The organism is Rhizobium sp. IY2 (genome assembly GCF_047532935.1).
GTDB lineage: Bacteria > Pseudomonadota > Alphaproteobacteria > Rhizobiales > Rhizobiaceae > Rhizobium > Rhizobium anhuiense.
In genome coordinates this window covers 99642-125965 of the sequence record NZ_JBLKNU010000013.1, presented here as the reverse complement: position 1 = coordinate 125965, position 26324 = coordinate 99642, and the positions used below count along the sequence as shown (strand labels likewise).

Here is a 26324-nt window from a genome sequence, read left to right as displayed (position 1 = left end):
GTGCCCTTATTTAGGCTGACCGGGTGGATGCGTTCAGCCGTCCGTGCCGGCGTGGGCGAGATTGCCGCGCAGCCGATGCAGCATGTCGCGCATCTCGGCCATTTCCTTGAGCGTGCAGCCGGCGGCTTGCCCGATCGCCGTCATGATCGTATCGATCTCCCCCTTCATCGCCTCACCTCTCGGGGTCAGTGACACGATTACCTGCCGTTCGTCGCGCAGGTCGCGGATGCGCTTGATCAGCCCGCCCTGTTCCAGCCGTTTCAACAGCGGCGACAGCGTGCCGGAATCGAGATCGAGCTGCTCGCCGATCGTCTTCACCGGCAACTCGCTGCGTTCCCAGAGCACCAGCATCACCAGATATTGCGGATAAGTCAGCCCGACCCGGTCGAGGATTGGCTTGTAGGCGCGGGTGAAAGCATGCGCCGTCGCATAGACCGCGAAGCACAACTGCTTTTCCAGTCGTTTCTCCTTTTGCGGTATCTCCATCGTCTTCGTCGTGTGCGCTTTCATATCCATCATCCTTGAGGCCTTATTGTCCTCTTTTCGAATTCGAAATGCAATTTGCAAAATTCACTTGCGTACAATTTAATTGTGCGATATTGAAAATCCAACCCGATCGAAGGGCCAATCAAAGGAGATCGTCATGCCTATTCTCTATACGACCAAAGCCTCTGCCACCGGCGGCCGCGCAGGCCGCGCCGTTTCCGAAAACGGCGTTCTGGACGTGACGCTGACCGTTCCCAAGGAACTCGGCGGCGACGGCGCGACCGGCACCAATCCCGAACAGCTCTTCGCTGCCGGTTACTCCGCCTGCTTCCTCGGTGCTTTGAAATTTGTCGCGGGCCAGCAGAAGGTCAAGATTCCGGAAGAGACGACGGTTTCCGCCAAGGTCGGCATCGGCCCGCGTGAAGATGGCGGCGGCTTCGGCATCGAAGTGGCGCTGACGGTCAATATCCCCGGTCTCGACCGCGAAACCGCCGAAAAGCTCGCCGCCGCGGCCCACATCGTCTGCCCCTACAGCCACGCCATGCGCACCTCGACCGAAGTTCCGGTCACGGTTGCCTGATCGGCTTTAAGAAAAGCGGCAGCCGCGATGGCTGCCGCAATCTGCCGGCAGGGCAGGGCCATTGACCTGGTGGGAAATCGGTTCGATTTCAGCTCCGCATCGCGATCAGCGCCGCCGAACCCGCCATCAGCCCTGCCGCCGACCGGTTCACCGCCCGCATCTGGCGTGGTGAGCGGATGAAGGCGCGGGCTCTTGCCGCGACCATGAGGTAGGCGACTTGCACGCCGAGATCGATCGCAAGGCCGAGAGCGACGATCACGGCAATCTGCGATACCGACAGCGCCGTCAGATCGAAGGCCTGTGGCAGCACCGCCCCGAAAAACACCACCGCCTTCGGATTGCCGAGCGTCAGCAGCATGCCGGCGAGCAAGCCGCGCTTTGCCGCCCGCCTGCGCCTGGATGCCATCAGGCGCGCTCGTCCAGAGCTTCCAGGCTATGAACAGCAGATAGGCGACCCCCAGCCATTTGACGATGACGAAGGCGGCATCGAAGCGCAATGCCAACGCCGAAAGCCCTGAGATCGCCGCCACCGCCAGAGCGAATTGCCGGCGACCATGCCGAGGATGAAGGTAAGCGTCGAGCGCCCGCCACGGGTAAGCATCTGCGCGATCAGCGCGCCCTGGGCCGGTCCCGGAAGGGCGGCGGCGAGTGTGAAGGGAATGATGAAGAACCAGATGCTCATAGCTCGCCTATTCCGCCGTTGCCCGCCTGTTATGACGGGACGGCCGCGGTGACGCAGCGGCCTTCAGCGTTTCGGCCGGCATGGATGATAGCGCCTGCAGGTCCTGCCGCAGCCGCGCGGAACCGCCATCCGAGAGCCTGCCGTCAAGCAGCGCATGCGTCGCTTCCCAGATCGGCAGCGCCTTTGCCAGCGCCGCCTTGCCATCGGCGGTGAGGCTCAGCAGCCGGCCGCGCCTATCCCGGGGGTTCTCCATCACTGCGACCCAGCCCTTGCGCTGCAGCGGCTTCAGCGCCGCCGTCAGCGTTGTCTGGTCCATGGCGAGCAGGGCGGCGACCGGTCCCATCGGCGGCGGTTCCGGCCGGTTCAGCGACATCATCAGCGAAAACTGCCCATTGGTCAGCCCCGCCGGCCTCAGCGCATCGTCGAACAGTCGGGCAAGTGCGCGCGCCGCCCGCTGCACATGCAGGCAGAGGCAGGTGTCGCGCACCATCAGCGTCGTGGAAAAGGGAATCTCGATCGAATTTGACATGCTCCATTTCTATTGATATCAATGTAATTAGTCAAGGAAAAGGAGCGTGCCGGAGGAGGGCGCATTCCATGCAGAATGAGGTTGTTTCCCGAGAAGAATGGCTCGAAGCCCGCCGCGCCCTGCTGGTAAAGGAGAAGGAGGCGACGCGGCTGCGCGACAGCGTCAACGCCGCCCGTCTGGCGATGCCCTGGGTGAAGGTCGACAAGGATTATGTCTTCGACACGCCGGAGGGAAAGAAATCGCTCGCCGATCTTTTCGACGGCCGCAGCCAGTTGCTGGTCTATCATTTCATGCTCGGTCCCGATTGGGATGCCGGCTGCACCGGCTGCTCCTTCCTGTCGGATCATGTCGACGGCGCTCTGCCGCATCTGAACCATCACGACGTCACCTGGGTCGCCGTTTCGCGCGCGCCGCTCGACAAGATCGCCGCCTACAAGCGGCGCATGGGCTGGCAATTTCCCTGGGTCTCTTCCTTCGGCAGCGATTTCAATTTCGATTATCACGTTTCTTTCAGCCCGGAGGATCTTGCCAAAGACAAGGTCTTTTACAATTTCACGCCTATGCCGCCGGCTGATGCCAATGACGAGCTGCCGGGCCTCAGTGCTTTCTACCGCAACGACAAGGGCGAGGTCTTCCATACCTATTCGAGTTTTGCCCGCGGCCCGGAAGAACTGATCGGCACCCTGATGATCCTCGACCGCGCCCCGAAGGGCCGCAACGAGGACAGCACGATGAATTTCGTGCGCCGCCACGACGAATATGAGGGGGCCCCGAAGGCGCCATCCTGCTGTCACTGAGCCGGGATGCGGAAAGACGACGCCACCATCACTCAAGGGAGAAGAGGACGATGAAGACCGCTGAAGTGCTGAAGGAACATTCCTTCCTGGAAAGACTGATCGGCGAATGGACCGTCACCGCACCCGATATGACCGGCAGCGAGCCCTGGACGGAAACCGTGCGCTCGCTGCACGGCATCTGGTTCGTCGCCGAAGGGACCGGCCGCATGCCGGATGGTAAAGAGGCGACCAGCATCCTGACGCTTGGCTACAACGCCGCAAAAGGCAAATATATCGGCAGCTGGATCGGCAGCATGATGGACTATATGTGGGTCTATGAGGGCGAGCTCGACGCATCCGGCAATGTGCTGGACCTCTATACGACAGGTCCCGACTTCAATGGCGAGGGACTTGCCGATTACCGCGAGCAGATCACCTTCACCGACGCCGATCACCGCACCTTCATCTCCAGCGCCAAGCAGCCTGACGGTTCCTGGAAGCAGTTCATGGAAGCACATTACGCCCGCAAGATCTGACAATCACGGCGCTCGACCTTGAAAGAAGGGGTTTCGAAAAAGAGGCCTCGGGAAAGGAGCGTCGAAAAAGGGAGAGTAGGATGTCCGAGACGCATGGAAAGTTCATCTGGTGCGAGTTGATGACCCCCGACACAGCGGCTGCTGCGAAATTCTACAGCTCCGTCGTCGGCTGGACGACCTCCGAAATGAAAATGGAGGGCATGCCGACCTATACGATCTTCGAGGCGAACGGCATCGGCGTCGCCGGCCTGATGGAGTTTCCGGCCGAACTCGAGGGCAAGGGCATTCCACCGAACTGGACGGGTTATGTTGATGTCGACGACGTCGATCAGTCGGCCAAGGATTTCGCCGCCAATGGCGGTTCGGTCCGCCGTCCGCCGGAAGACATCCCGACCATCGGCCGCTTCGCCGTCGTCGCCGATCCGGGTGGCGCGGTGATCTGTATCATGACGCCGGCGCCGATGGACAGAACCTGGCCGGAACTGGCCTTCGACGCGCCCGGCAATATCGGCTGGCACGAACTCTACGCCGGCAATGGCGAACAGGCGCTGGCCTTCTATTCCAAGCTGTTCGGCTGGACGAAGCACAGCGATTTCGACATGGGTCCGATGGGCGTCTACCATCTCTTCGCCCATGGCGGCCGGCAGATCGGCGGCATGATGACCAAGCCGGAAAACATGCCGATGCCCTTCTGGTGCTATTATTTCATCGTGCCGGCGATCGACGCCGCGATCGAACGCGTTACCTCAGGCGGCGGCAAGGTCGTCAACGGCCCGATGGAGGTCCCCGGCGGCAGCTGGATCATCCAGGCCACCGACCCGCAAGGCGCCTTCTTCTGCCTGGTGGCGCCGAAGCGGTAGGTTTTGCCGCATTTTGGGCGGTGTGGCGTAAAGCCCCCTTATCCGCCCTACGGGCACCTTCTCCCCGCGGGGAGAAGGTGGCGGCAGCCGGATGAGGTGGCTTCACGGCACACGGCCAACACCAATCACACCCATCCATCACCCCGCAACCGAAGCAAAGAACACTTCCGGGCTCTCCACCTCCACCAGCCGCTTCTTCTCGATCAGCCAGAACCGGTTGCCCACCGCCCGCACGAAACTGCGGTCGTGCGAGACCAGCAGGCAGCTCGCTTCATGCGACATCAGTTCGCCCTCCAGCGCTTCCTGTCCATCGATGTCGAGGTGATTGGTCGGCTCGTCGAGCAGGTAGAAGTTCGGCTCCGCCAGCCTCAGCACCAGCATGCCGAGCCGCGCCTTCTGGCCGCCGGACAGCTGGCCGATCGGTTTTGCCTGCATGTCGATCGTCATGCCGGCGCCGGCCAGCAGGGCCCGTGCCCGCTGGTCGCCGACATCGAAGCGGCGGATGATCGTGCCGATTGGCGTGTCGCCGTCGGCGAGATCGGCAAGCGCCTGGTCGCCATAGCCGAGCACGAGCGAAGGCGTCGCCTTGATGCTGTCGCGCGCCGTCTCCGGCCTTTCGATCGCCTGCTTCAGCATCGACACCAGCCGCGACTTGCCGGCGCCGTTGAGGCCGAGCAGCACGATGCGGTCGCCCTGGCAGATGAATTGCCGGCCGGTCTTGAATAGAGGCGTCCCATCCGGCGTCGTCACGGCCGCATCCTCCAGCGTCACGAGCACCTTGGCATGCGTGCCGCGATTGGCGAGCCGGATGGCGCCGGCCGAGCGCTCGAGATGCGCCGGTTTTGCCGCATCCTCCAGCTTCTCGGCCCGCTGCTTGAGCTGCTTCGTCTTGACGACGAGCAGGTCGCTGCCCGAATTGATGCCGATATTGTTGAGCTTCGCCGCCTGCTTGCGCAACTGCTCCGCCACCTTCATGTCGCGCTCGTAGCGCCGCGCCTCTGACGCATCGGCTTCGTCCACGGCGGCGCGCGCTCGTGTGTAGGGCAGGGCGAAGACCGGCGATTGCTCCGGCCGCAGGAACAGCGTTCGGTTGGTCGTCGCATCGAGGAAGGCGCGGTCGTGGCTGGACAGGATCACCGGCACGTCGCGCGGCAGCGCATTCAACCAGCCTTCGAGCTGGGCGATCTTTTCAAGGTCGAGATGGTTGGTCGGCTCGTCGAGCAGAAGCACGTCGGGTTCGCTCACCCAGGTGCGGGCAAGCATGGCCAGCCGCTGCCATCCGCCGCTCAACTGCTTCAGCGGCCGAGCGCGCATGGCCTCCAGCACCTCGAGCGATTCCAGCACCACGTCGACGCGCCAGCTCTCGCTTTCGGCCTGATCGGCCGGCAGCGCCTGCAGCACGGCATCATAGAACGGCGTGTCGAAAAGCTCCGGCGGCACATTCTGCGCGACATGGCCGACGGTCAGCCCGCGCGCCTTGGTGATCTCGCCCTCGCTCGGCTCCAGCGCGCCGGTGATGCAGGCAAGCAGCGTCGATTTGCCCCGCCCGTTGGCGGCGACGAGGCCGATGCGATCGCCTGTGTTGACGACGAGATTGAGCTTGGAAAACAACGGATTGCCCAGCGTCACGCCGAGATTGCGGATATTGATGAGTGTCATGATCGTTCTCTGGTCTTGACCGGGTATCACGCGCGATCCGGGGCATTCAGCCATCACGGGATTGCGTGTATCGGGCCTGGAAATTGAGAAGAATGCGCGCTGTCAGCTACGGCGTCGCATTGGCCACGAAGGGCAGACCAGGAAGAGATGTCGAGAAACGGCCTCTGGTCAGCCCTGCAAACGCGTTTGCAGGGCGTTGACGGGACCACGCTGGCGATTAAACCGAAAATAATACTGCATTGCGTGATCCTCCTTTCTCAAAAAAGGTTGCCGGATCCAAATAACATTGCCCGCAAAAAGAGGCAAGTGAGCCGCAAGGACGCCGATATCCGCCATAAGCCGCTGGTCTAGATACCGTCGCCCGAGCTCTGGCTTGCGCCATTCGGCTGCTCCCCCTTCAAGCTGACGACCGTCCCGGCGATCCACAGCAACTGGGTCTATTCGAAGCGACAACAAACACGAGATTAAGTCCGGGCACTGTGAAAATATGGCACGCGATTTGCTTTCTGCCCGCGAGAATCGCTCGTCTTTCGCCGACGAGGCGTTGTCTTTCAATTTCGCCACATCTTGGCCGTTTCGATTGAGCTTGTATGCCTGAAAACGCTCCATTTGGCTTCCCGCCCCGCTTCCAAGGGTCAACTTTTGAGCAGATGGTTGAGAGTCACACGGAGAATTTCGGCCCTTTCGAAGCATGGCCCGCTAGCCCGGCAGGAAAATTTCTCTGGAAATCAGATACCCGATCTGACGGCACCGTGACGGTGGTCTCAGCGCAGTATTCGTCGCCGTGGCAGCTAAAAGCTGCGCCCGAAACTCCGGAGTGGCTATCGATTATTTTACCTCGCAGCGGTGCAGTCGTTGCAACGCTTGGCCGAAGAACAATCGAAGGCACGCCTGGTGGGATGCTCCTGGTGAACTCTCATGAGGCAGAGCGTTTTGACGTGAAGGGGGAACCCCATCTATCAGACGTGCTGCGACTGGATTGGAAAATAATTTCAAAGACCATCGCCGCGGTCTTTGAAATACCGTTTACCGGAGCGCTGGAGTTGTTGCCGGCGATGGATCTTTCCACCCAATCTGGCCAATTGATCGGCAAGGTGGTCCAAACCTTCGCCATTGGGATGCGCGACAATGGACTGCTGCTCCAATCGCCGGTCGCGATGTCGCACCTGACGGAAGTGCTGGCGGATCTGGTGGTGCGAACGATCCCGCATCGCTTCTCGGCGCTTTTGGACAAGAAGCCTTTGACGATTGCGCCTCGGCACGTTCGCCGCGCAATCGATTTCATGCAGGCCAATATCGACCGGCCTATTGTAACGCAGACGGTGGCTGAGGCGGCCGGCGTTTCCATTCGCGCACTTGAAAACGGCTTCCGCGTTTTCAGGCAAACGACGCCGGCGGCCTATCTGCGCACGATGCGCTTGCAGGCGGTCCGTCAGGACCTTCTGGATCCGTCGAACCATCAATCGGTGAGAGAAATATGCCAGAGGTGGGGCTTCTCGCATTTCGGTCGCTTTTCCGCCATCTATCGAGCTGCCTACGGCGAGAATCCATCGGACACCAGGAAACGATCTTTTGTTGTTTGACTGGCGCTGCGATCCGGTGAATGCGCATAATTTAAAAGAGGATTCAGGTTTTAGGCCGACCCGGCCTAAAACCATCCTGTTCTAGGCGGCGTCCGCCAGGTCGAGGTTTGCGAACAAATGATCGAGGTTCAGGAAGCAAACCATGCCCTGTTCGAGGGGGATGATGCCGTGTGAGAAGGCAGGATCGAATGCGGCGCCCAGATCAGGCACAGGCTGGATCAGTTTCTCGCTGATCGACAGGATATCGGAGACCCGATCAACGACCAGGCCAACGATGTTTGTGCCGACCTCGGCGACGACGATGGCGCTGCGACTGGTATCGACGACACTGAGCACACCGAGCTTCGCTGCCAAGTTTATGACGGGAATGACCAAGCCACGCAGGTTCATCACGCCGAGAACATGCGGCGGCGCATGGGGCAGCGGCGTTGCCGCTGCCCATCCCCGGATTTCCCGTATCACGGTCGTCCTGATGCAGAATTGCTGGTCGCCGAGGTGGAAGGCGATGATTTCCAGAGCCGTGCTTGAGCGCTGCTCGCCGGAATGCTGATCAGGCATCAAAAGTCCTCCCATTCTTTCACAGCTGCAGCTGTGGCCGTCCTGCTGCCGAAGGCGCTGGCGAGCCTATTTCCGAGCGCGCGGGCGGGCGAAGCCACCGGTCGGTTCGCGGAGACAGCTGCACGTGGCTGGGTGGCCGCGCCTTCAAGGCTGAAGCGGGCGACGAGATCGCGCAACTTGGCCGCCTCCTGGGCGAGGTTTGAGGCTGCCGCGGTCGATTGTTCCACCATCGCTGCGTTCTGCTGGGTGCTCTGGTCCATCGAATTGACCGCGGTGTTGATCTCGGCCAGCCCTGTCGACTGCTCCCGCGCCGAGGTGGCGATCGCGTTCATATGGCTGTTGACCTGCCCGATGAAGCCGCCGATCACGTTCAGCGCCTCGCCGGTTTCGCGCACCAGCCTGACGCCGCTTTCAACTTCCGTCGACGAATTCTGAATCAGCCCCTTGATTTCCTTGGCGGCCTGAGCGGAGCGCTGCGCCAGTTCACGCACCTCTTGGGCGACGACGGCAAAGCCTTTGCCGGCTTCGCCGGCGCGGGCCGCCTCGACCCCGGCGTTGAGCGCCAGGAGATTGGTCTGGAAGGCGATCTCGTCGATGACACCGATAATGTTGGAGATCTGCTGCGAGCTCTCCTCAATGCGGCGCATGGCTTCTTCCGCATGAGAGACGACCTGGGCTGATTTCTGCGCACTCAGATTGGCCTCGGTGGCAATCGAACGCGCCTCTTCGGTTCGCTTCGTCGAAGAGCTGACATTGACGGTGATCTGATCGAGGGCCGCTGCCGTCTCCTCGAGCGAGGCCGCCTGCTGTTCGGTGCGCTTCGACAGATCCTCGGCGCTCTGGCCGATCTCCTGTATGCCGGTATCGATTGCGCCGGTCGCATGAGCAACAGCACGCAACGTGCCGGCGAGCTGGGCCACCGCCGCATTGAAGTCGGTGCGCAGGCTTTCAAAGTCGGAGGCGAAGGGCTCGGAAAGCTGGATCGACAAGTCGCCGCTCGCCAAATGCTTGAGACCTGCCCCAAGGCCTTCCGTCGCCTGCGTCATTTCCTCGGCGCGACGCTGGTCCGCATCGGCCTGGCGGCGGCGTTCCTCCTCGGACATGTTGCGATTGGCTTCGGCTTCTTGTTCCAGCTTCCGGTTGGTGAGCGCATTTACGCGAAAGACTTCGACTGCTGCTGCCATTTCGCCGATCTCGTCTCGACGCGAGATCTGGGCCACATCGACATCGAGCTCGCCTTGTGAGAGCCGCCGCATCGCAATCGTCATGGTCTGGATCGGTTTGGCGATGCTGAACATCAGGCCGATGGCCGAAGCAAGAAGGACAAGAACGACACCGGCACCAACGATCAGCGCAATCGAGTCGCCCCTTGCTACCGTCGCAGCCAATGCGGCTTTTGCTTCTTCGGTGAAATGGCGCGCATTCTTGATGGACGCCTCGGTTGCGACGCGGGCTTGATTCATCGTCTGTCCGATTTCATCGTTCGAAACGACAGCCAATGCGGCAGAGATGTCCGTCTGGCTCAGTGCCACCCCTGGTTTGTTCGCCATGGCGCCAGACAGCGCAGAGGCACGTTTGGCAATCAACGCTTCGTAGGCTCTGAGGGTGTTGCGGATATCGTTGAGAACATCGGGCTTCAGGGCAATGCTTATGGGTTGGGCGAGGCCATCCCAAGCCTGTTGGCTGGCGGTTTTGGCTCGATTGAGTGCCGCTTGCAATTCCTCACCAGATATCGCGAAATCGACATCGCGAGCGGCAACGCGCATTTCGGCGAGAGACAGAGAGGCCGTCTGGATACCGTTGAGGATGATCTGTTCCCGATCAACGGTTTGGTTCGCCAGGGCTATATCCCGCCCTGCCAGCTGTTGATTGACGATCATGCAAATGATGAGAAGGATTCCGACCGCCGACGATACGGCAAGCTTTGTTCGGACTCTGGCGTTCTTGAAGAAAAGCATATCAACTCCTTAAATTGCTGTAATATTCGCTTGCAGCCAAGCGCAAAGGATCGTCTTCCGCGGATGGCGAAAACCGGTGAATAGGCATTCATGCCTGTGAAATAGCGATGCTCGGCCAACGCTTGGGCGGCGTTGATCTCAGGTGGCCCTTCAATCGGGTGAAAATGAGCGCCTCTGTCGACGATGTCATTTCGCCGACATGTTCCCTCGCTCACGGGCCACCAGAAAGCTCCTAGTGGATCGCGTCTTTTGGCAATTGGAGCAAACCATTGTATTGGTTAATAAAATTTTGCGTGAAGAAATGCGCCAGCTTTAATCGACGCGAATTGGACAGGAGAGTGGAGACCAGGATAGCCAAGACACAGATCTTGTAAGGCAAACATCACGCGAACCAGAAGCTCGGCTGTCTTGGCTGAGGTCGTGATGGTGCTTCAAAGGGCTGGATTTAACACCGCGTCTACCCGCCAATTCCTCATTTATCCACTCAGCCCAGCGGCAGTCAGCTCCAGCCGCCGCGTTATCCCGATGCTCCTGAGAAAGGTCTCGTCGTGGCTGACGAGGAGCAGCGCCCCGTCATAAGCGCGCAGCGCGGCCTCGACCGCTGATATCGAGTCGATGTCGAGATTGTTGGTCGGCTCGTCGAGGATCAGGAGCGTCATCGTGACCAGAAGTGTCGCAATGGCTCACCATATCTGCACCAGAATTGGGCCGTTCAGAAGTCATTGGCGGCAAAGGTTACTTATTGCTCCAACCTTTTGCTGCAGGTCCGCAAGGGCTTTGGCAGTCAGTTCAGTGCCCAATTGTTTGTACGTCGTGATGTCGGCCATCTTCTCGGTCAAACAGGTGCAATAGGTTTGGATTTGCTGCTGGGTAATAGCTTGGTTGAGTGAGGCCTGCTTCTGAACGCACGCAAACTGGGTGTCAGCTATGAATGATTTTCGCGCTTCGCCACCGATTGCTTCATCGCGAGAGAACACAAACTCTCCGTAGGTAAAAAGGCCGGCGAAAATTGTGACAAAGAGCGCCGCGAACGTGATTGCCCCCCGAATGGCACTTGCGTTCGACTTAGCTTGCCCCCTTTTGAAAACGTTTCGTATGGCCGCAATCACAACAAATAATAGTGGTGCGGCGAGAACCTGCCCACCTAAAGCGCCAATCGTTTCCGCACTCCGAGTGTGGGCGTAGTTTGCTAGTTCAAAGCCTCGACCGTTGGCGACCTGAAGTAACAAGGTGACAGCGCTAACGCTAACGCCAATATTGGCGCTTCTCCAAAGGCTCCACTTTTGGGCTGCACGATGCCCGATCGCCTCTTCCATAGTCATGCCCTTCTCCTCCAAGCCGCGGCGGTGACTGTCATAGGTTGAATGCGTTATATCTTGCAAGTAGGGTATTGCTTTCGAACTAGCGACAGGAAGCCCTTTCATGGCGAAACGGGCTAGTGGAGCAATCGAGATTGAGCGAAGACTTGATGGCAGGCCGAAAGGCAAAATACCCCAGGGCAGCCGTCAGAGCGTCGCTGGCGGGAGGCACCGATGCTCCCCCCTAAAATCACTTAACCCCATCACCCGGTAATTCCAGCCGCTGCTCTATCCCGATACTCTCGAGAAACGTCTCGTCATGGCTGACCACCAGCAGCGCCCCGTCATAAGCGCGCAGTCCGGCCTCAACCGCAGCAATCGAGTCGATGTCGAGATGATTGGTCGGCTCGTCGAGGATCAGGAGCGGCGGCGGTGCTGAGCCCAGGACGCAGGCAAGGCCGGCGCGCAGCAATTGCCCGCCGCTCAGCGTCGAGACGGTCTGCAGCGCCGCATCCGCCCTGAACATGAAGCGGGCAAGGGCCGCCCGGCAAGTGTTTTCATCGGAAAGCGGATTGATCCGGCGGAAATTGTCGCGGATCGAGGCCGAGGGGTCGAGCAGGCTGACCTTCTGATCGAGTATCGTGAAAGCGGTCATGACGGCGACGGTGCCGGCCCAGGGTTCCAGTTCGCCGGTGATGAGCGCCAGCAATGTGGTCTTGCCCGAGCCGTTGGGGCCGGTGACGGCGATCCGTTCCGGCCCCGTCACGTCGAAGGAGAGATCGCGGATGACGGGATCACCCGGCTGGTAGCCCGATGTCACGTCATCCATCCTGAGCACGATCTTGTTGGCGGGCAGCCCGGTCGGCGGCAAGGTGACCGACAAGGGTTGCAGGATCTCGATCTTTTCGCGCGCCGCCTTTGCCTCTTCCAGCGCCTGGGCGCGCCGCCGTTCGGCAAGCCGCGCATTGTCGCCGCCCGTCGTTTCGCTCCGCTCCTTCATGCCACCGAGCATGATGCGCGGTATGCCGCCCTTGGCGGCCATCTTCCGCCCGGTATTGTCCCTGTGCGCCTGACGCTCCACCGTCGCCTGCGCCTTCCGCGCCACCTCGGCCACGCGTTTATCGGCTTCAGTGAGATCATGTTGTGCCGCCGCAAGCTCGAGCGCCTTGCGCTCGCGATAATGGCTCCAGTTGCCGCCATAGCGCGTGGCGCTGAGCGAGGTCAGTTCGATGATCGCATCGACGCTTTCAAGCAATTCCCGGTCATGGCTGACGATGATGGCGCCGGCCCGCCAGCCTGAAATCAGGCCGATCACCGCCTCGCGGCCATCGCGATCGAGATTGTTTGTGGGTTCGTCGAGCAGCAGGAAATCCGGTTCGGTGAAAACAAGCGCCGCAAGCCCGGCACGTGTGCGCTGCCCGCCCGAGAGTGCCGCAAGCGGGGTCTGCGCGGCCACGTCGAGGCCGGTGCGATTGAGCGCTGCGGCCATGCGCGCCTCCAGCGTCCAGTCGGCCGATGCCAGCTCGTCGGCCGTCGCCTCGCCGGCTTCGGCACGATGCAGAATAGCCAGCGCATCGATGACGCCGAAGAGATCGCCGACCGTCTCGTCAGACGCCACCTGAACGCTCTGCCGCAGCACGCCGAAGCTGCCGCTGACGGATACCGTCCCCGAATGCGGTTGGATATCGCCGCAGACGAGCTTCAGCAGCGTCGTCTTGCCGACGCCGTTGCGCCCGACAAGACCGGTGCGCTCCGACCCGAAGCTGAGGTCGAGATTGGAAAAAAGCGGCCGCCCGTCAGGCGCGGACCATGAAATCTGGAAGAGGGTGATGGATGCAGGCATGGATGTGGATTTCCTCGTTGGCAAGGCGAACTGGCGTTGCGATCGAGTTGAAATCCATTGCGGCACACATCCTGTTGAAGTGATCGATGGCGGGGAATTTAGGGAAGAAAGGCGGAAGGTTCAAGGCAAAGAGCCAACTGACCGCCCGCTTTCTGGCTGGCTTCGTCAGGAGATTGCCCCTCACCCTAACCCTCTCCCCGTAAACGGGGCGAGGGAACGTGCCCTGCGAGAGGGTGGTGGGGAACGGAAAGGTCGAGACACGTGGCCCGACCCCGGTCGGTGCCGGCAGGCGGATGAGGGCTTACGGCGCGCCACAAACCTACCGCTTCAAACTCCCCAATATCCCGCGCACCAGCGCCCGGCCGACTTGGGTCGCCACCGTGCGCGCCACGCTCTTCATCGCCGCTTCCACCACCGTTTCGCGCTGGTAGCCGGAAGTCCTGCCACGCGATTGGCCGCGGCCCCGGTTGTCGTCGTCATTGCCGCCGCCGAAGCCCGGCAGGTTCCAGCCGGAGGTCGTGCCGCCCTGCTGCTGGGCCGCTTCTTCCTGCGCCCGCTTGGCGGCATCGGCATCCGCCGCCTTCTTCGCCCGCGCCGCCAGCAGCTCGAAAGCGGATTCGCGGTCGATATCCTCGTCATAGACGCCGAGAACCGGACTCCTGTCCATGATCTGCTGGCGCTCGGCATCCGTCACCGGGCCGACGCGGCCCGACGGCGGGCGGATCAGCGTGCGCTCGACGATCGACGGCGCGCCCTTGGCTTCCAACGTCGAGACCAGCGCCTCGCCCGTGCCGAGATTGGTGATGACGGTGGCGCAATCGAAGGCCGGGTTGGCGCGGAAGGTATCGGCCGCCGTCCTCACCGCCTTCTGCTCGCGCGGCGAATAGGCGCGCAACGCATGCTGCGCCCGGTTGCCGAGCTGGGCGAGCACCGTTTCCGGCACGTCGAGCGGATTCTGGGTGACGAAATAGACGCCGACGCCCTTGGAGCGGATCAGCCGCACCACCTGCTCGACGCGTTCGGTCAGCACCTTCGGCGCGTCGTTGAAGAGCAGATGCGCCTCGTCGAAGAAGAAGACGAGCTTCGGCTTTTCCGGATCGCCCACCTCGGGCAGTTCTTCGAAGAGCTCCGAGAGCAGCCAGAGCAGGAAGGTGGCGTAGAGGCGCGGGTTCATCATCAGCTTGTCGGCGGCGAGCACCGAGATCTGGCCATAGCCATTGTTGCTGGTGCGCATGATGTCGGTGATCTTCAGCGCCGGTTCGCCGAAGAAATGCTCGGCGCCCTGCTGTTCGAGAACGAGCAGCGCCCGCTGGATCGAGCCGACCGAGGCCCTGGAGATCAGGCCGTATTGGTTGGAAAGCTCGGTGGCGTTCTCGCCCATATAGTTGAGCAGCGAGGTGAAATCCTTGAGGTCGAGCAGCGGCAGCCCGGCCTGGTCGGCGATCTTGAAGGCGATGTTGATGACGCCTTCCTGCGGTTCGGAGGCATCCATCAGCCGGGCGAGCAGCAGCGGCCCCATCTCGGCGACCGTGGTGCGCACCCGGTGGCCTTTCTCGCCGAACAGATCCCAGAAGATCACCGGAAACTGGTCGAATTCATAATCGGTGAAACCGATCTGCTCGGCGCGTTTCGTCAGGAAATCCTTGGGCTCGCCCTTGGCGGCGATGCCGGAAAGATCGCCCTTGATATCGGCCGCAAAGACCGGAACGCCGGCCCGCGAAAAGCCTTCGGCGAGCACCTGCAGCGTCACAGTCTTGCCGGTGCCGGTGGCGCCGGTGACGAGGCCGTGGCGGTTGCCGAACTTCAGGTCGAGATATTCCGGCTTGTTGATGCTGTCATCGGGATTGCGGCTCGCGCCGATGAAAATCTTGCCTTCCTCGATCATTCGGAATGCTCCCTTCGGGCTTTGCCGCCATTTATGTCAGAAGGCTCGGTGTTCTCTCCCGCCGCCTTCATCGAACTATCGTTTCCCTGTTATAAGCAGGGAGAAGGATGCGGACAACTGTTTGCATTGAAAGCAAAACCGGACAAAGTGCCCCCCGCGGAGAGGCCGGCTTGAGTTGCTGTGGAATTTCCATTAACGTTGACGTTAACGTCAAAATAACAGGAGGCTAACGATGAATGAAATTGTGACCCAGATCGCCGATCGCGTGGGTATTGCGCCCGATTTGGCCGAAAAGGCGCTCGGCATGATGCTCGGCTTCCTGCAGCGCGAGGCTGCCGATGGTCCGGTCGCCAAGATGATCGAAGCGATCCCCGGCGGCGCCGACCTCGTCGCCCAGTTCAATGGGGCAGGTGCCGGCGGCGGCGGCCTGCTCGGCGGGCTGATGAGCTCGCTCGGCGGCGGCGGCATCATGGGCCTTGGCCAGCAGCTGATGGGCGAAGGCCTCGGCATGGGCGAGATCACCTCGCTTGCCAAGGAAACCATCGCCATCGCCAAGCAATATGCCGGCGAAGAGGTGGTCGACGAGGTCGTCGCTTCCGTCCCAGGCCTCAGCCAGTTCGTCTGAGACGATTGATCGGCAGGAGCCTCGCTTCGTTGCGGGGCTCATATTCTTGCGCCGGAAGCACTGGCTGAAGCAAGCGCTGTCCACTGGCTGCCCCTATGAACGGAAGGAGAGCAGATGACCGTCTGGCGCCCGTCGCAACAGATCAGGGTGAAGGTGATCGGCCTTGCCTGGCGGAAAGACCAACTGCTCGCCGCCGAAGTGGAGGATGACAGTGGCCGTATCAAGGGCGTTCGCCCGCTTGGCGGCGCCATCGAATTCGGCGAGAGCCGCGAAGAGGCCCTGCACCGCGAATTCCAGGAGGAGCTCGAAACGGCGATCCGCGTCGTCGGCCCCTGGCATCTGCTTGAAAACATCTACGAGCATCATGGCGCGACCGGCCACGAATATATCTTCGCCGCCGATATCGAACTGGCCGATGAAAGCCTCTATGAGCGCGACGAAATCCGCTATTCCGAACTCGATGAGACAGCGGCGACGGCGCGCTGGTTCGGCCGCGACAGGCTGCGCGAGGCCGGCATCGATCTTTATCCGACAGGTCTCGAAAGACTGCTGTCGCGCTGGCGAGACTGAGCCTGGTATCGCCCGCTTAGAGGGCTGATATCCCGATCGCCAAACTTTGATCGCCAGTGCCCGCTTCCGGGGGAACAATGAGGTCGTCCTGCTGTTTCTGTCGCATCGATGAAACCAGAAGGAATAGCATCATGCGCAGGTTTATTGCAGCAGCCTCGATCGCTCTCCTCAGCCTCTCCGCCCCGGTTCTTGCCCAGTCGAATATGGGCATGGATGCCAGCGGCCGGATCGACGGCACGCCGCCGCTCGGCACCGCGCCCGGAGCCGAAACGCAAAGCGGGCTGATAATCCCGCTCGACTCAATCGAAACCGGCAGCATCGACAATGAGCCAGTCAGCGGCCCCGTCGACTGGGCGCGCTGCCCGCCGCGCAAGGCGCGCGGAGCGCTCGCCACCGAAGGCGGCAACAGCGGCGCCTCGGTCAGCGCCGCATGCCGTGACGAGGGAAATCAGTAATATCAGGGGAGGGCGCTATTTGCCGTCCTTCTTGTCGTGATGCAGAATGACGCCGAGTTCATGCCACTCTCGCCTGTCGCGCTGGATCAGTTCGTCGGCTGAGGCCGGTCCCATGCTGCCCGGCGCGTAAGCGTCGGGCACGCTCTGATCCCTAGCCCAGATATCGAGGAAGGGCTGCACCGCCGCCCATCCTGCCTCGATGCCGTCGGCACGCTGGAACAGCGTCTGGTCGCCGATGAAGAGATCGTAGAGCAGTGATTCATAGCCGGTCGTCTTGGCGATATCGAATTTGTCCGCATAGCGGAAATCGAGAGAGACCGGCACGGTATCGACGGAAAGCCCCGGCGACTTGATCGAGATTTCCATGCTCATGCCTTCGTCCGGCTGCACCTGGATCACCAGCCGGTTGGGCGGCAGGCGGCGCTTGACGTCGGTCTCGCGAAACTGCGCGAAGGGAACCGGCTGAAAGGTGATGACGATCTCGGTATCACGCGCCGTCAGCGCCTTGCCGGTTCTCAGATAGAAGGGCACGCCGGCCCAGCGCCAGGTATCGGCATAGAGCTTCAGCGCCACGAAGGTCTCGGTCCTGCTGTCGGGCGAAATGTCCTTGGTGTCGCGATAGGCCGGAAGTTCAGCACCATTGAGCGGACCTGCGGCATAGGCGCCGCGCACGCCATGCGTCTTGGCCTCCTCCGGCGTGTAGATGCGCAGCGCCTTCAGCACCTTGCTCTTCTCGTTGCGGATCGCTTCGGCATCGAAACTGTTCGGCGGCTCCATGGCGATCATCGCCAGCAGCTGGAAGAGATGGTTCGGCACCATGTCGCGCAGCGCGCCGGTTGCGTCGTAGAATTTGCCGCGGCTGCCGACATCGACGATCTCGGCGGCGGTTATCTGCACATGATCGATATAGCGGCTGTTCCACAAAGACTCGATCATCATATTGGCGAAGCGCGCCGTCATCAGGTTCTGCACCGTCTCCTTGCCGAGGAAATGGTCGAGCCGGTAGACTTGGCTTTCTTCAATCTGGGCGAGGATCTGCGCATTCAGCGCCTGCGCCGAGGCGAGATCGGTCCCGAACGGCTTCTCGATGGCGACGCGGCGGAAAATGCCGTTGCTTTCATCGGTCAGCCCGTGAGCGGCGAGCTTCTCGACGATCGTGCCGAAAAAGGATGGCGGTACCGCGAGATAGAAGGCGGCATTGGCATTCGGCCCCAGCCGCTTGCCGATCTCGACGAAAATATCGTCCTTGGTGAAATCTCCGGACGTGTAGGAAATGCGCCGGCGCAGGCTTTCCCATGCTTCGTCCTTGACCGTCGGCTCTTCGCCGCTGAGATGGTTGAGGAACTGGTCGAGCCGCCCGCGCAGGAATTCGTCGTCACCCGGCTCGATGCCGATGCCGAGAATGTGGAGATCGTCGCCGACGAGGCGGCTGCGCGTCAGATTGATGATCGCCGGCACCAGCAGGCGGCGCGTCAGGTCGCCCGTGGCGCCGAAGATGACCAGGGTGACCGGCGGGGTGGGGGCAGCGTCCATGTGTCATCTCCTTGCAATTTGCGGCCGACTATAATGCGTGCCGGTTTCGCCGCAACATAGGCGGCGAGGGGTAACAGGCATTTGACATCCTCTGGCGTGCGCCCGAGGTCGGTTACGCTTTGACCGCCACCATGAAAATCCTCGGAAACCTGAGCAGCACCCGGCCATCCGAAAGCTTGGGATAGGCCTGTTCCACCCGCTTGAGGTAATCGGCCAGGAAGGCCTCGCGATGCTGCTCGCCGGCATGGGCGAGATAGGGCATCAACCCGGTTCCCTTCACCCATTCGACGATCGCGGCCGCATCGGCCATCGGGTGATTGTAGATGGTGTGCCAGATATCGACGCGCGAGGCTTTGCCGATCAGCCTGTCGTAATAGGCGGAGGGCGGCGGCAGCGCCTTTCGGCGGACGCTCTTCGCCTCGAAGGCGGCCTTCCATGGGCCGGCATGCGCCGTTTCCTCCATCGCCAGATGCGAGGGTTCGCCGAGATTGTCGGGCATCTGCACCGCGAGCACGCCGCCTGCGGAAAGCCCGTCCATCAGCCGGTCGAAAATGTCGATATGATCGGGCAGCCATTGGAAGACGGCATTGGCAAACAGCAGGTCGGCCGGTTCCGTCGGCTGCCAGCTGCCGAGATCGGCCTCGACGAAATCAGTGCCTGGAAGCCGCTTGCGGGCCGCCTCCAGCATGTTCATGTCGCTGTCGAGGCCGGAGACGCCGGACGCTCCGTAACGCTCGATGATCAGTTCGGTGGAATTGCCGGGTCCGCAGCCGAGATCGACGGCGTGGCGAAGGCTTTGCAGCGGCACCTGCGCCAGAAGGTCACGCGCCGGTCGCGTGCGCTCGTCCTCGAATTTCACATATTGATGGGCGGACCATGCCATGGCGTTCACTCCTGCTGTATCTGTGTAAGGCGCCTGCCGACCTTCATTCAGCCGACACAAGTATCTTGTCCACGCGCCTTCCGTCGAGATCGACGACTTCGAAGCGCCACCCATCTCTCGTGAAGCTCTCGCCCAGTTCCGGCAGATGTTTCAGCTCTTCCAGCACCAGGCCGGCCACAGTCTGATATTCCAGATCGTCATCGAGCTTGAGGTTTAGGAATTCAGCGAACTCGTCAATCGGCGTCCAGCCCGACACGAGATAGGAACCGTCGTCTCGACGAGCGATGGCCTGTTCATCGACAGGTCCCTCCTGGAGAGCCCCCATGATCGCTTCCAAAATGTCGCCTGACGAAACAACTCCCTCGAAATGGCCGTACTCGTCGAAAACCAGCACCATGTGAACGGGCGATTTCCGGATTGCCTCAATAACGTTGATGGCCGTTGAAAGGTCTGAAACCACCGGGACATCGTGTGTCAGAGCCTTGATATCGGCGCTGCCGTGTTCGGACATCGAGTCGTAGAAGTCCTTGACCGGAAGAATGCCAATCACCTCGTCCGAACTGCCTTTTCGAACGGGCAACCGCGACCGTTTCGTCCTGTGCAGCTGGGTCCGAATTTCCTCGAGGCTGTCGTCAATATCAATGATTTCGACGTCTCGCCGGGGCGTCATAAGCGCTCGGGCGGTGCGGTCCGCCAGCCGCATGACGCCTGATATCATCGCAGACTCTTCGCTTTCAATCACGCCAGCCGACTGCGCCTCGGCCAGTACGGTTTTGATCTCTGCGTCGGAGACATTGTCGCCGCCTTTTCCCGACTGGCCCAGGAGCTTCAGCACCAGATTTCCGGAGGCGTTCAGAAGCCACACGAGGGGCAACGCAATTTTTGAAAGCACCGCCATGGCGGGTGCGACCTTGGCCGCAACCGCCTCGGGTTCTCGCAATGCGATCTGCTTTGGAACAAGTTCGCCGATGATCAAGGAAAGATATGTGATTGCCACGACGACCGAACCGACGCCGATGGCATCAGCGGCCGTCGAGGACAACCCTTGTGCTTCCAGCCATCCGCTCAGCCGGCCCCCGAGCGTGGCGCCTGAGAAAGCGCCCGAGAGAACACCGACCAGCGTGATGCCGATCTGCACCGTGGAGAGAAAACGTCCGGGGTTTTCAGCGAGTTTGATCGCTTGAGCGGCACCCTTGCTCCCATTGTCGGAGAGAACCTTTAGGCGGGCCGTTCGCGAAGACACAACGGCCAGCTCCGACATGGCGAGCACACCATTCAGGATGGTGAGAAATGCCACAATTCCAATTTCCAGAAACACAGGGACCCTATTCGTTGAGGTTGTCATACCGCATTCATCAGGCGAAGCGGCGAGGTATTCGAAGGGACGCTACTATAGACGCATCACCTGTCGTCTTTCCATCATCGTGTTACATCGGTGTAGGTTCCATCCGTTTTCAGAATTCGGTGAGTGGCAACCCCGACCCATGGGGAAAGGGCCGAATCCAGTCGAAAGACATCAGCGACCATAAGCGGTCGTCGTCATGAGGGACCGCTCCTTGTGAAGTGGAAGTCATAGGTCGTCGGGAAAAGCGGGCCGGCATGCGGCCGCCCGTCATGCTCGATGATGTGGAAAGCGGCTGCTCGCTGCGGGAGCCTGAGGTGCCCAGGGCAAGGAGGAGGTCATCGCGCCATCTACAGTGGTCGCCAGCGTCCTCGGCCGGGAGATCCCGGTTGGAACGGGCGGAGCTTGTACTGGATGGGTCGCTGTCAGGCATGGCGCAATTTTGGCGGTGAAACGATTCCGGCGCAAGAGGCGCCGGACGAAAATCCTTATAGCGTCTTGATATGACAGTTTTGAAAATAGCGGCAGCGCCGCGTTCCGGTTGAGAATTTCAGGGGAATTTTCGTGTTTCTACAGCGATGGAGGAACAACCGCTTTGGCGTATTATGCAAGTGCCTTGGCATCTCTCGTCAGTGATCGGGGGCCAAACGAGCCCTAGATGATCTCATCACAAAGAGAGGTCGAGATGATTGACAAGAAAACCGCACTCGTTACAGGCGCATCCTCCGGAATGGGCAAGGCGATCGCCAAGCGTCTGCTCGTCGATGGCTACAGGGTCTACGTCGCCGCCCGCCAGGTCGAGAAGATGGAAGACCTTGTACGGCTCGGCGCTACGCCCTTGCGCATGGACATATCGAGGGAAGGTGAGATCAAAGCCGCTGTTGAAACGATTCTGGCGGAAGTCGGCACTATCGACGTGCTGGTCAACAATGCCGGCTTCGGGCTCTACGGTCCGGTTGAGGAGATCGGTATCGACGAGGCCCGCTACCAGTTCGAGGTGAATGTGTTCGGCCTGGCGCGGCTGACGCAGCTTCTGCTTCCAGCGATGCGTGGGAAGGGCGCCGGCACGATCGTCAACATCACCTCCATGGGCGGCAAGATTTACACTCTGCTCGGCGCTTGGTACCACGCCACCAAACATGCGCTGGAAGGTTGGTCGGACTGCCTGCGGCTGGAGCTTGCCCCGTTCGGGATCCGAGTCGTGATTGTCGAACCCGGCCTGATCGAAACGGGATTTGGCGACGTCGTTGCCGACGGACTCATCAAGCGTTCGGGGAAGGGGCCCTATGCCGAGGTGACGCAGGCGGTTGCCAAGTCGACGCGCGAAGCTTACGGCCATGGCCGCGGCACCGATCCCGATGTGATCGCCGACATCGTCTCCAAGGCGGTCAAAGCGAAAAAACCGCGCACGCGCTACGTCGCCGGCAAGTATGCGAAGCCGATGATCATGATTCGCAACTGGTTCGGCGATCGCATATTCGACCGCGTGATCATGAGCCAGATGCGATAGGGGAGGCAGCCATGAGTGGAGCGCCGGCAGATCGGTGCAAGATACCGCGGGCTTTCTGGCTCGCGGTCGAGCATATCGGTGTGCCGCCCGCGGCGCTGCTGCGGCAGGCGCGCCTGCCGGCGACTTTGCACCTGAATGGCCAGAGTCTGGTCAGCACGGCGCAGTTCTTCGCCCTCTGGCGGGCGCTGGAGGAACTGACGGCGGATCCGGGCCTCGGGATCAAACTGGTTGAATCGGCGGAAACCGCCGTGCACCCGCCCTCCAGCCTCGCGGCCTTCCATGCCCGCGACTATCGGGACGGGTTGTCGCGATTAGCCCGGTTCAAGCGGCTTTGCACCCCGGAGCAATTGCACTTTTCCGAGCAAAGCGGGGAATGCACGATCAAGGTCGAGTGGCTCTACGCCACCGAACCGGAGCCGGCAGTCGCCGTCGATGTAGACTTCGCCACGCTGGTCGAACTCGGCCGGCGCGGTACCGGGCAAAGGCTGACGCCGGTTCGCGTGGAATTCCAGCGCGCCGGTCCGCAGCGCGACGCGCATCGATCCTATTTTGGATGCCCCATCCGCTATGGACAATCCCGCAACGCCCTGATTCTCAAATCCGCCGATCTCGGCCGGCCTTTCCTCGGGCACAATCCGGAACTGCTCGAACTCCTCACGCCCGCCCTTGCCTCAGCACTTGGCGAAATCCAGGCGCGCAGTGCAATCCGCGAGCAGGTCAAGATCGTTCTGAAGAGAAGCCTGGCGAGCGGCCGGCCGGAACTGTCCGATGTGGCCTTCGACCTGGGCATGAGTGAGCGCACACTGCAGCGCCGGATCACCGATGAGGGCTCGACCTTCCGGGAGTTGCTCGTCGAAGCACGTCAGGAATTGGGGAGGCAATTGCTCTCCGATCCCTCAGCCGGGATTGACGAGGTCGCGTGCCTGCTCGGCTATCAGGATACAAGCTCCTTCTATCGCGCTTTTCGGGATTGGGAAGGCGTGACGCCCAACCAGTGGCGGGAACGCAACCTGGGACACCTCGGACGCCGGGTGATTGCCGGCGTCTCCGTGCATTAGATCCATCACGCCGCCAGGATCGTAATCCCGTAAGCATTGGCGGCGGCCGTCATGCGGGCGATGGTCTCAGTCGAAGGGCTGGCCTTCGGGGGTTCGGTCGCGCCCTCCGCTTCGATGAACTCGGCCATCTCACGATCAACGATCGCGGAAAACACCACCGGGACGGTTCCGCGGTTGGCATAGCCATGCACCATGAAGGGCGGGATGGTGACGATGTCGCCGGCACTGGCCTCGATCTCTTCCGGGCCGCTGTCGCTCAGGCGCCAGATCGTCAGACGTCCCTCGCGGATGCGGAACACTTCAGGGCTCGCATGCGCATGTTTCGGCGTCCGGCTGCCTGATGGCACAGTGACGTCGAAGATATTCAGCCAGGTTCCGCTGATTCTAAGCCGCCGCTCGACCCGGTCGCCGAGAACGAAAAACCGCTTCGCCTCGTCACTGCCATGCATTTTCACAAATGAGTTGGACATCATGTCTCTTTCTTTTTCTTACAGGGCTTTTTCTTGCGGGCGCAGCCGTTAAACCTCTACGCCGCTTTTGACAACCGCACTGTTGTCTGGGGCAACATTGCCAAGCGCCTTCAACGCGGCGCTTCGGTCGCCGAAGCGATGAACGTACGGCTCCGTTGCCGAGAGTTCAGTGCAGCTCGTGCGCCTGGAGCAATTCCAGGAAAAGTGCGAACCGGTTTTCCGTCCGGAATTGCGCAAAAACAAACGGATAGAGCGGTTCTGCGCTTCCGTTAAAAGCTGAACCGCTCTAGCCATCACGAGTAGTCGGCGCTGATATCGGTACGGCGGGTCGTTTCCGCAAGGCCCGAAAATGCCGCACCAGCTGTGCGGAAATGACTGAAGCCGGAGGGTTTCGAGTCTGCCTGTCTGTAATAGCGCCGACACAGAAGGGGCGCATAGAACGCGGCGGCCGTTCTTGACCGTTCTTCCATTTTCACATTGATCATTCCAATTGATGGAGCGCATCCATGTCTTCTCTTCCCGTCGTCGGCGCCGCCATGACGCTCGATGAAGTCGAGCTTCACCGCGACTGGCTTTTCGAAAAATCCCGCGATCTCGAATTGCAGAGCTTCATCGATGCCGAGGTTCTCAACGGCGACTGGGCGCCGCTTGCCGCCCGCACCAGGCGGCTTCTCGACGGCCACAGCGGCCGCCTCGGCATTCACGGCCCGTTCTGGGGCTTCACCATCGCCTCGGAAGATCCCGATATCCGCACCATCGTCACAAGGCGCCTGCTGCAGGGTCTCGATGTCTGCGCTGCCATCGGCGCCACCCATATGGTCATCCACAGCCCCTATACATCCTGGTCTTACAACAATCTCGACGACAATGCCGGCGCCCGCGAAGCCTTGGTCGAGCGCACGCACATGACCCTGCGCGACGCCGTCCGGCGCGCCGAGGATATCGGCTGCACCATGGTCATCGAGAACATCGAGGATAAGGATCCGCATATTCGCGTGGCGCTGGCCGAAAGCTTCCATTCGCCCGCGGTCGCCGTCTCGATCGATACCGGGCACGCCCATTATGCCCACGGCTACACCGGTGCTCCGCCGGTCGATTACTACGTCAAGGCCGCCGGCAATCGCCTGCAGCATGTCCATCTGCAGGATGCCGACGGATATGCCGATCGCCATTGGAGCCTCGGCGAAGGCTCGATCCACTGGCACGCCGTCTTTAGGGCACTTGCCAAGCTCGACAGCAATCCGCGCCTCATCATCGAGATCAAGGACAAGTCGAAGATCCCGGCTTCATCAGCTTTTCTCGCCTCGATCGGCGTAGCCCAATAGGGTCTTGTTGCTCGTCCCGCCCTCCCTGAGTCCGGTGCTCGTCACGGGCGGGGAGGGTGGGAATTCCCTCATGAAAACCGGGTAATCACGCTGATTCCGGTGGCCTCCGCCTTGTCGAGCGCCATCAGCGCCGGCACGGCCTCTTCGAGGCTGACCCGCCGTCCGATCAGCTTCTGCGGCGCGATCTTGCCGGCCGAAAGCATCGACAGCATGGCGTCGTAACGCCAGGCCTGCATGCCGTGGCTACCGTAGATTTCCAGCTCGTGGCCGATGACCTGCGCCATTGGAATCTGCGGTGTTGCCTGTTCACCGAGCATCAGCCCCACCTGCACATGCCGTCCGCGCCGGCGCAGGTTCTTGATCGAGTTGAAGCAGGTGACAGGATGGCCGAGCGCGTCGATCGAGACATGGGCGCCGCCCTTGGTGATTTCGCGCACCGCCTCCGCCACGTCGGCGACGCCTGCTGCATTGACCGTCGCCACCGCCCCGCAATCCCGCGCAAAGGCGAGCTTCTCCTCGGATATGTCGATGCCGATCGCATTCGCCCCGAGGGCGGTGGCGATCATGATCGCCGACAGGCCGACGCCGCCGCAGCCATGCACGGCGATCCATTCGCCGGGCCCGGTGCGGGCCTGGTCGGCGACGGCGCGAAACGAGGTGGCGAAGCGGCAGCCGAGGCTTGCGGCCGTCGCATCGTCGATCGTATCGGGCAGGTGCACCAGATTGGTGTCGGCATAATCGATCGCCACATATTCGGCGAAGGAGCCCCAATGGGTGAAGCCCGGCTGGAACTGGTTGGGGCAGACCTGCTGGTTGCCGGAATGGCATTCGCTGCAATGGCCGCAGCCGGAAACGAAAGGCACTGTCACCCGGTCGCCGACCTTGAAACGCATCACGCCGCGGCCGGTGGCGACGATGCGCCCGGCAAGCTCGTGTCCCGGCACATGCGGCAGGCGGATATCGGGATCGTGTCCCATCCAGCCGTGCCAGTCGCTGCGGCAGAGCCCGCTTGCGCCGACCGCAATGACAACGCCGTCCTCGGTCGGCGTCGGATCGGGCAGGGTGCGGATTTCGGGCGCCTGTTCGAAGGCTTCGTAGAACATGGCTTTCATCGGCGTCTTCCCTTGCTGCGTATCCGCTGTTGCACCCCATCATCGCATGCTGCAGCCAGCCATTCCAACATTCCATTCCATCATTTTTGCTGATGCACCCATCTGTGAAGCCGCTGTTGCTGCGCACGAATATTGCGGCATGATCGCATCCTTCGGCATTTTCTTGCTTCCGTGTTTCCGAGCGGGATTTGTCCTTGACCCGGCTTGC

The 26324-nt window shown here is 61.3% G+C and carries 27 protein-coding genes and 1 pseudogene; 11 read left to right on the top strand and 17 right to left on the bottom strand.

From position 1 onward, the window contains the following. Nucleotides 1-33: 33 nt before the first annotated feature. Complete coding sequence (locus ACMUVN_RS29490) at nucleotides 34-519, bottom strand: MarR family winged helix-turn-helix transcriptional regulator (protein WP_414815837.1); 486 nt, start codon at nucleotides 517-519, stop codon at nucleotides 34-36. 124 nt (nucleotides 520-643) lie between these two features. Here ACMUVN_RS29490 and ACMUVN_RS29485 point away from each other — a divergent pair, with 124 nt between their 5' ends. Next, entirely contained in the window at nucleotides 644-1066 is a 423-nt protein-coding gene (locus ACMUVN_RS29485; RefSeq protein ID WP_029868108.1) for an organic hydroperoxide resistance protein, read from the top strand. Between the two features lie 88 nt (nucleotides 1067-1154). Here the strand turns inward: ACMUVN_RS29485 and ACMUVN_RS29480 are convergent, their stop codons facing one another. From ACMUVN_RS29480 to ACMUVN_RS29470, 3 genes are read right to left on the bottom strand one after another with little or no spacing between them, the layout of a single operon-like run. Then, nucleotides 1155-1472 (bottom strand): LysE family translocator, encoded by a 318-nt coding sequence (locus tag ACMUVN_RS29480; protein WP_414815836.1) that lies wholly within the window; start codon nucleotides 1470-1472, stop codon nucleotides 1155-1157. Between the two features lie 27 nt (nucleotides 1473-1499). Next, the gene (locus tag ACMUVN_RS29475; protein ID WP_414815835.1) at nucleotides 1500-1748 is read right to left on the bottom strand and encodes a hypothetical protein; all 249 of its coding nucleotides are present in this window, start codon (nucleotides 1746-1748) and stop codon (nucleotides 1500-1502) included. Between the two features lie 7 nt (nucleotides 1749-1755). After that, complete coding sequence (locus ACMUVN_RS29470) at nucleotides 1756-2277, bottom strand: MarR family winged helix-turn-helix transcriptional regulator (RefSeq protein WP_048338328.1); 522 nt, start codon at nucleotides 2275-2277, stop codon at nucleotides 1756-1758. A gap of 68 nt (nucleotides 2278-2345) precedes the next feature. Between ACMUVN_RS29470 and ACMUVN_RS29465 the strand changes: the two genes are divergently transcribed. From ACMUVN_RS29465 to ACMUVN_RS29455, 3 genes are all read left to right on the top strand, one after another. Further along, the gene (locus ACMUVN_RS29465) at nucleotides 2346-3074 is read left to right on the top strand and encodes a DUF899 domain-containing protein (protein WP_414815834.1); all 729 of its coding nucleotides are present in this window, start codon (nucleotides 2346-2348) and stop codon (nucleotides 3072-3074) included. 50 nt (nucleotides 3075-3124) lie between these two features. Then, the gene (locus ACMUVN_RS29460) at nucleotides 3125-3589 is read left to right on the top strand and encodes a DUF1579 domain-containing protein (protein WP_047614219.1); all 465 of its coding nucleotides are present in this window, start codon (nucleotides 3125-3127) and stop codon (nucleotides 3587-3589) included. Between the two features lie 80 nt (nucleotides 3590-3669). Further along, entirely contained in the window at nucleotides 3670-4449 is a 780-nt protein-coding gene (locus ACMUVN_RS29455; protein ID WP_414815833.1) for a VOC family protein, read from the top strand. A 138-nt stretch (nucleotides 4450-4587) separates the two neighbouring features. On the opposite strand, the gene ACMUVN_RS29450 is transcribed toward ACMUVN_RS29455, so the two are convergent. Next, on the bottom strand, nucleotides 4588-6108 hold the full coding sequence (locus tag ACMUVN_RS29450; protein ID WP_414815832.1) for an ABC-F family ATP-binding cassette domain-containing protein: 1521 nt from the start codon (nucleotides 6106-6108) through the stop codon (nucleotides 4588-4590). 168 nt (nucleotides 6109-6276) lie between these two features. Continuing rightward, on the bottom strand, nucleotides 6277-6717 hold the full coding sequence (locus tag ACMUVN_RS29445) for a hypothetical protein (RefSeq protein WP_164735922.1): 441 nt from the start codon (nucleotides 6715-6717) through the stop codon (nucleotides 6277-6279). Between ACMUVN_RS29445 and ACMUVN_RS29440 the strand changes: the two genes are divergently transcribed. Further along, the gene (locus ACMUVN_RS29440) at nucleotides 6699-7691 is read left to right on the top strand and encodes an AraC family transcriptional regulator (RefSeq protein ID WP_127430414.1); all 993 of its coding nucleotides are present in this window, start codon (nucleotides 6699-6701) and stop codon (nucleotides 7689-7691) included. The genes ACMUVN_RS29445 and ACMUVN_RS29440 overlap by 19 nt on opposite strands. A gap of 81 nt (nucleotides 7692-7772) precedes the next feature. Here ACMUVN_RS29440 and ACMUVN_RS29435 read toward each other — a convergent pair whose 3' ends face one another. The 6 genes and pseudogenes from ACMUVN_RS29435 to ACMUVN_RS29410 form a co-directional block, all read right to left on the bottom strand. Further along, entirely contained in the window at nucleotides 7773-8249 is a 477-nt protein-coding gene (locus tag ACMUVN_RS29435; RefSeq protein ID WP_127430413.1) for a chemotaxis protein CheW, read from the bottom strand. Continuing rightward, nucleotides 8249-10207: a methyl-accepting chemotaxis protein gene (locus ACMUVN_RS29430; protein WP_414815831.1), complete on the bottom strand. Its 1959-nt coding sequence runs from the start codon at nucleotides 10205-10207 to the stop codon at nucleotides 8249-8251. Before ACMUVN_RS29430 ends, ACMUVN_RS29435 begins: the two co-directional genes overlap by 1 nt. A 476-nt stretch (nucleotides 10208-10683) precedes the next feature. After that, nucleotides 10684-10860, bottom strand: a pseudogene (locus ACMUVN_RS29425) (ABC transporter ATP-binding protein); the annotation flags it as partial. 66 nt (nucleotides 10861-10926) lie between these two features. After that, nucleotides 10927-11529, bottom strand: a complete 603-nt coding sequence (locus tag ACMUVN_RS29420) for a hypothetical protein (protein ID WP_127430412.1) — start codon at nucleotides 11527-11529, stop codon at nucleotides 10927-10929. A 226-nt stretch (nucleotides 11530-11755) separates the two neighbouring features. Next, nucleotides 11756-13348, bottom strand: a complete 1593-nt coding sequence (locus ACMUVN_RS29415) for an ABC-F family ATP-binding cassette domain-containing protein (protein ID WP_414815830.1) — start codon at nucleotides 13346-13348, stop codon at nucleotides 11756-11758. Nucleotides 13349-13667: 319 nt separating this feature from the next. Continuing rightward, nucleotides 13668-15233, bottom strand: a complete 1566-nt coding sequence (locus ACMUVN_RS29410) for a helicase HerA-like C-terminal domain-containing protein (RefSeq protein WP_025554710.1) — start codon at nucleotides 15231-15233, stop codon at nucleotides 13668-13670. Between the two features lie 232 nt (nucleotides 15234-15465). Between ACMUVN_RS29410 and ACMUVN_RS29405 the strand changes: the two genes are divergently transcribed. The 3 genes from ACMUVN_RS29405 (at nucleotide 15466) to ACMUVN_RS29395 (ending at nucleotide 16883) form a co-directional block, all read left to right on the top strand. Then, a complete protein-coding gene (locus ACMUVN_RS29405) occupies nucleotides 15466-15858 on the top strand; it encodes a hypothetical protein (RefSeq protein WP_003546502.1) in 393 nt (130 codons plus the stop codon). Nucleotides 15859-15972: 114 nt separating this feature from the next. After that, nucleotides 15973-16428, top strand: coding sequence for an NUDIX hydrolase (locus tag ACMUVN_RS29400; RefSeq protein WP_097595749.1), 456 nt, complete (start codon nucleotides 15973-15975; stop codon nucleotides 16426-16428). A gap of 131 nt (nucleotides 16429-16559) precedes the next feature. After that, entirely contained in the window at nucleotides 16560-16883 is a 324-nt protein-coding gene (locus ACMUVN_RS29395) for a hypothetical protein (RefSeq protein WP_025554717.1), read from the top strand. A 15-nt stretch (nucleotides 16884-16898) separates the two neighbouring features. Here ACMUVN_RS29395 and zwf read toward each other — a convergent pair whose 3' ends face one another. The 3 genes from zwf to ACMUVN_RS29380 all read right to left on the bottom strand — a co-directional run bounded on the left by zwf (nucleotide 16899) and on the right by ACMUVN_RS29380 (nucleotide 20617). Further along, nucleotides 16899-18416, bottom strand: a complete 1518-nt coding sequence (zwf, locus tag ACMUVN_RS29390) for a glucose-6-phosphate dehydrogenase (RefSeq protein WP_097630651.1) — start codon at nucleotides 18414-18416, stop codon at nucleotides 16899-16901. A gap of 112 nt (nucleotides 18417-18528) precedes the next feature. Next, nucleotides 18529-19299: a trans-aconitate 2-methyltransferase gene (tam, locus tag ACMUVN_RS29385; RefSeq protein WP_097630653.1), complete on the bottom strand. Its 771-nt coding sequence runs from the start codon at nucleotides 19297-19299 to the stop codon at nucleotides 18529-18531. 43 nt (nucleotides 19300-19342) lie between these two features. After that, on the bottom strand, nucleotides 19343-20617 hold the full coding sequence (locus ACMUVN_RS29380) for a hemolysin family protein (RefSeq protein WP_025554804.1): 1275 nt from the start codon (nucleotides 20615-20617) through the stop codon (nucleotides 19343-19345). A gap of 709 nt (nucleotides 20618-21326) precedes the next feature. Between ACMUVN_RS29380 and ACMUVN_RS29375 the strand changes: the two genes are divergently transcribed. Both ACMUVN_RS29375 and ACMUVN_RS29370 read left to right on the top strand, forming a co-directional pair. After that, nucleotides 21327-22151 carry an oxidoreductase gene (locus ACMUVN_RS29375; RefSeq protein WP_097542913.1) on the top strand — a complete coding sequence of 275 codons (825 nt, stop codon included), beginning with the start codon at nucleotides 21327-21329 and terminating at the stop codon, nucleotides 22149-22151. Nucleotides 22152-22162: 11 nt separating this feature from the next. Next, nucleotides 22163-23209 (top strand): AraC family transcriptional regulator, encoded by a 1047-nt coding sequence (locus tag ACMUVN_RS29370; RefSeq protein WP_414815829.1) that lies wholly within the window; start codon nucleotides 22163-22165, stop codon nucleotides 23207-23209. 5 nt (nucleotides 23210-23214) lie between these two features. On the opposite strand, the gene ACMUVN_RS29365 is transcribed toward ACMUVN_RS29370, so the two are convergent. Next, entirely contained in the window at nucleotides 23215-23682 is a 468-nt protein-coding gene (locus ACMUVN_RS29365; protein WP_025554954.1) for a cupin domain-containing protein, read from the bottom strand. 503 nt (nucleotides 23683-24185) lie between these two features. Between ACMUVN_RS29365 and ACMUVN_RS29360 the strand changes: the two genes are divergently transcribed. Beyond that, entirely contained in the window at nucleotides 24186-25004 is an 819-nt protein-coding gene (locus ACMUVN_RS29360) for a sugar phosphate isomerase/epimerase family protein (protein WP_097630656.1), read from the top strand. Nucleotides 25005-25072: 68 nt separating this feature from the next. Here ACMUVN_RS29360 and ACMUVN_RS29355 read toward each other — a convergent pair whose 3' ends face one another. Beyond that, complete coding sequence (locus tag ACMUVN_RS29355) at nucleotides 25073-26116, bottom strand: zinc-dependent alcohol dehydrogenase family protein (RefSeq protein WP_025554528.1); 1044 nt, start codon at nucleotides 26114-26116, stop codon at nucleotides 25073-25075. Between the last annotated feature and the right edge of the window lie 208 nt (nucleotides 26117-26324).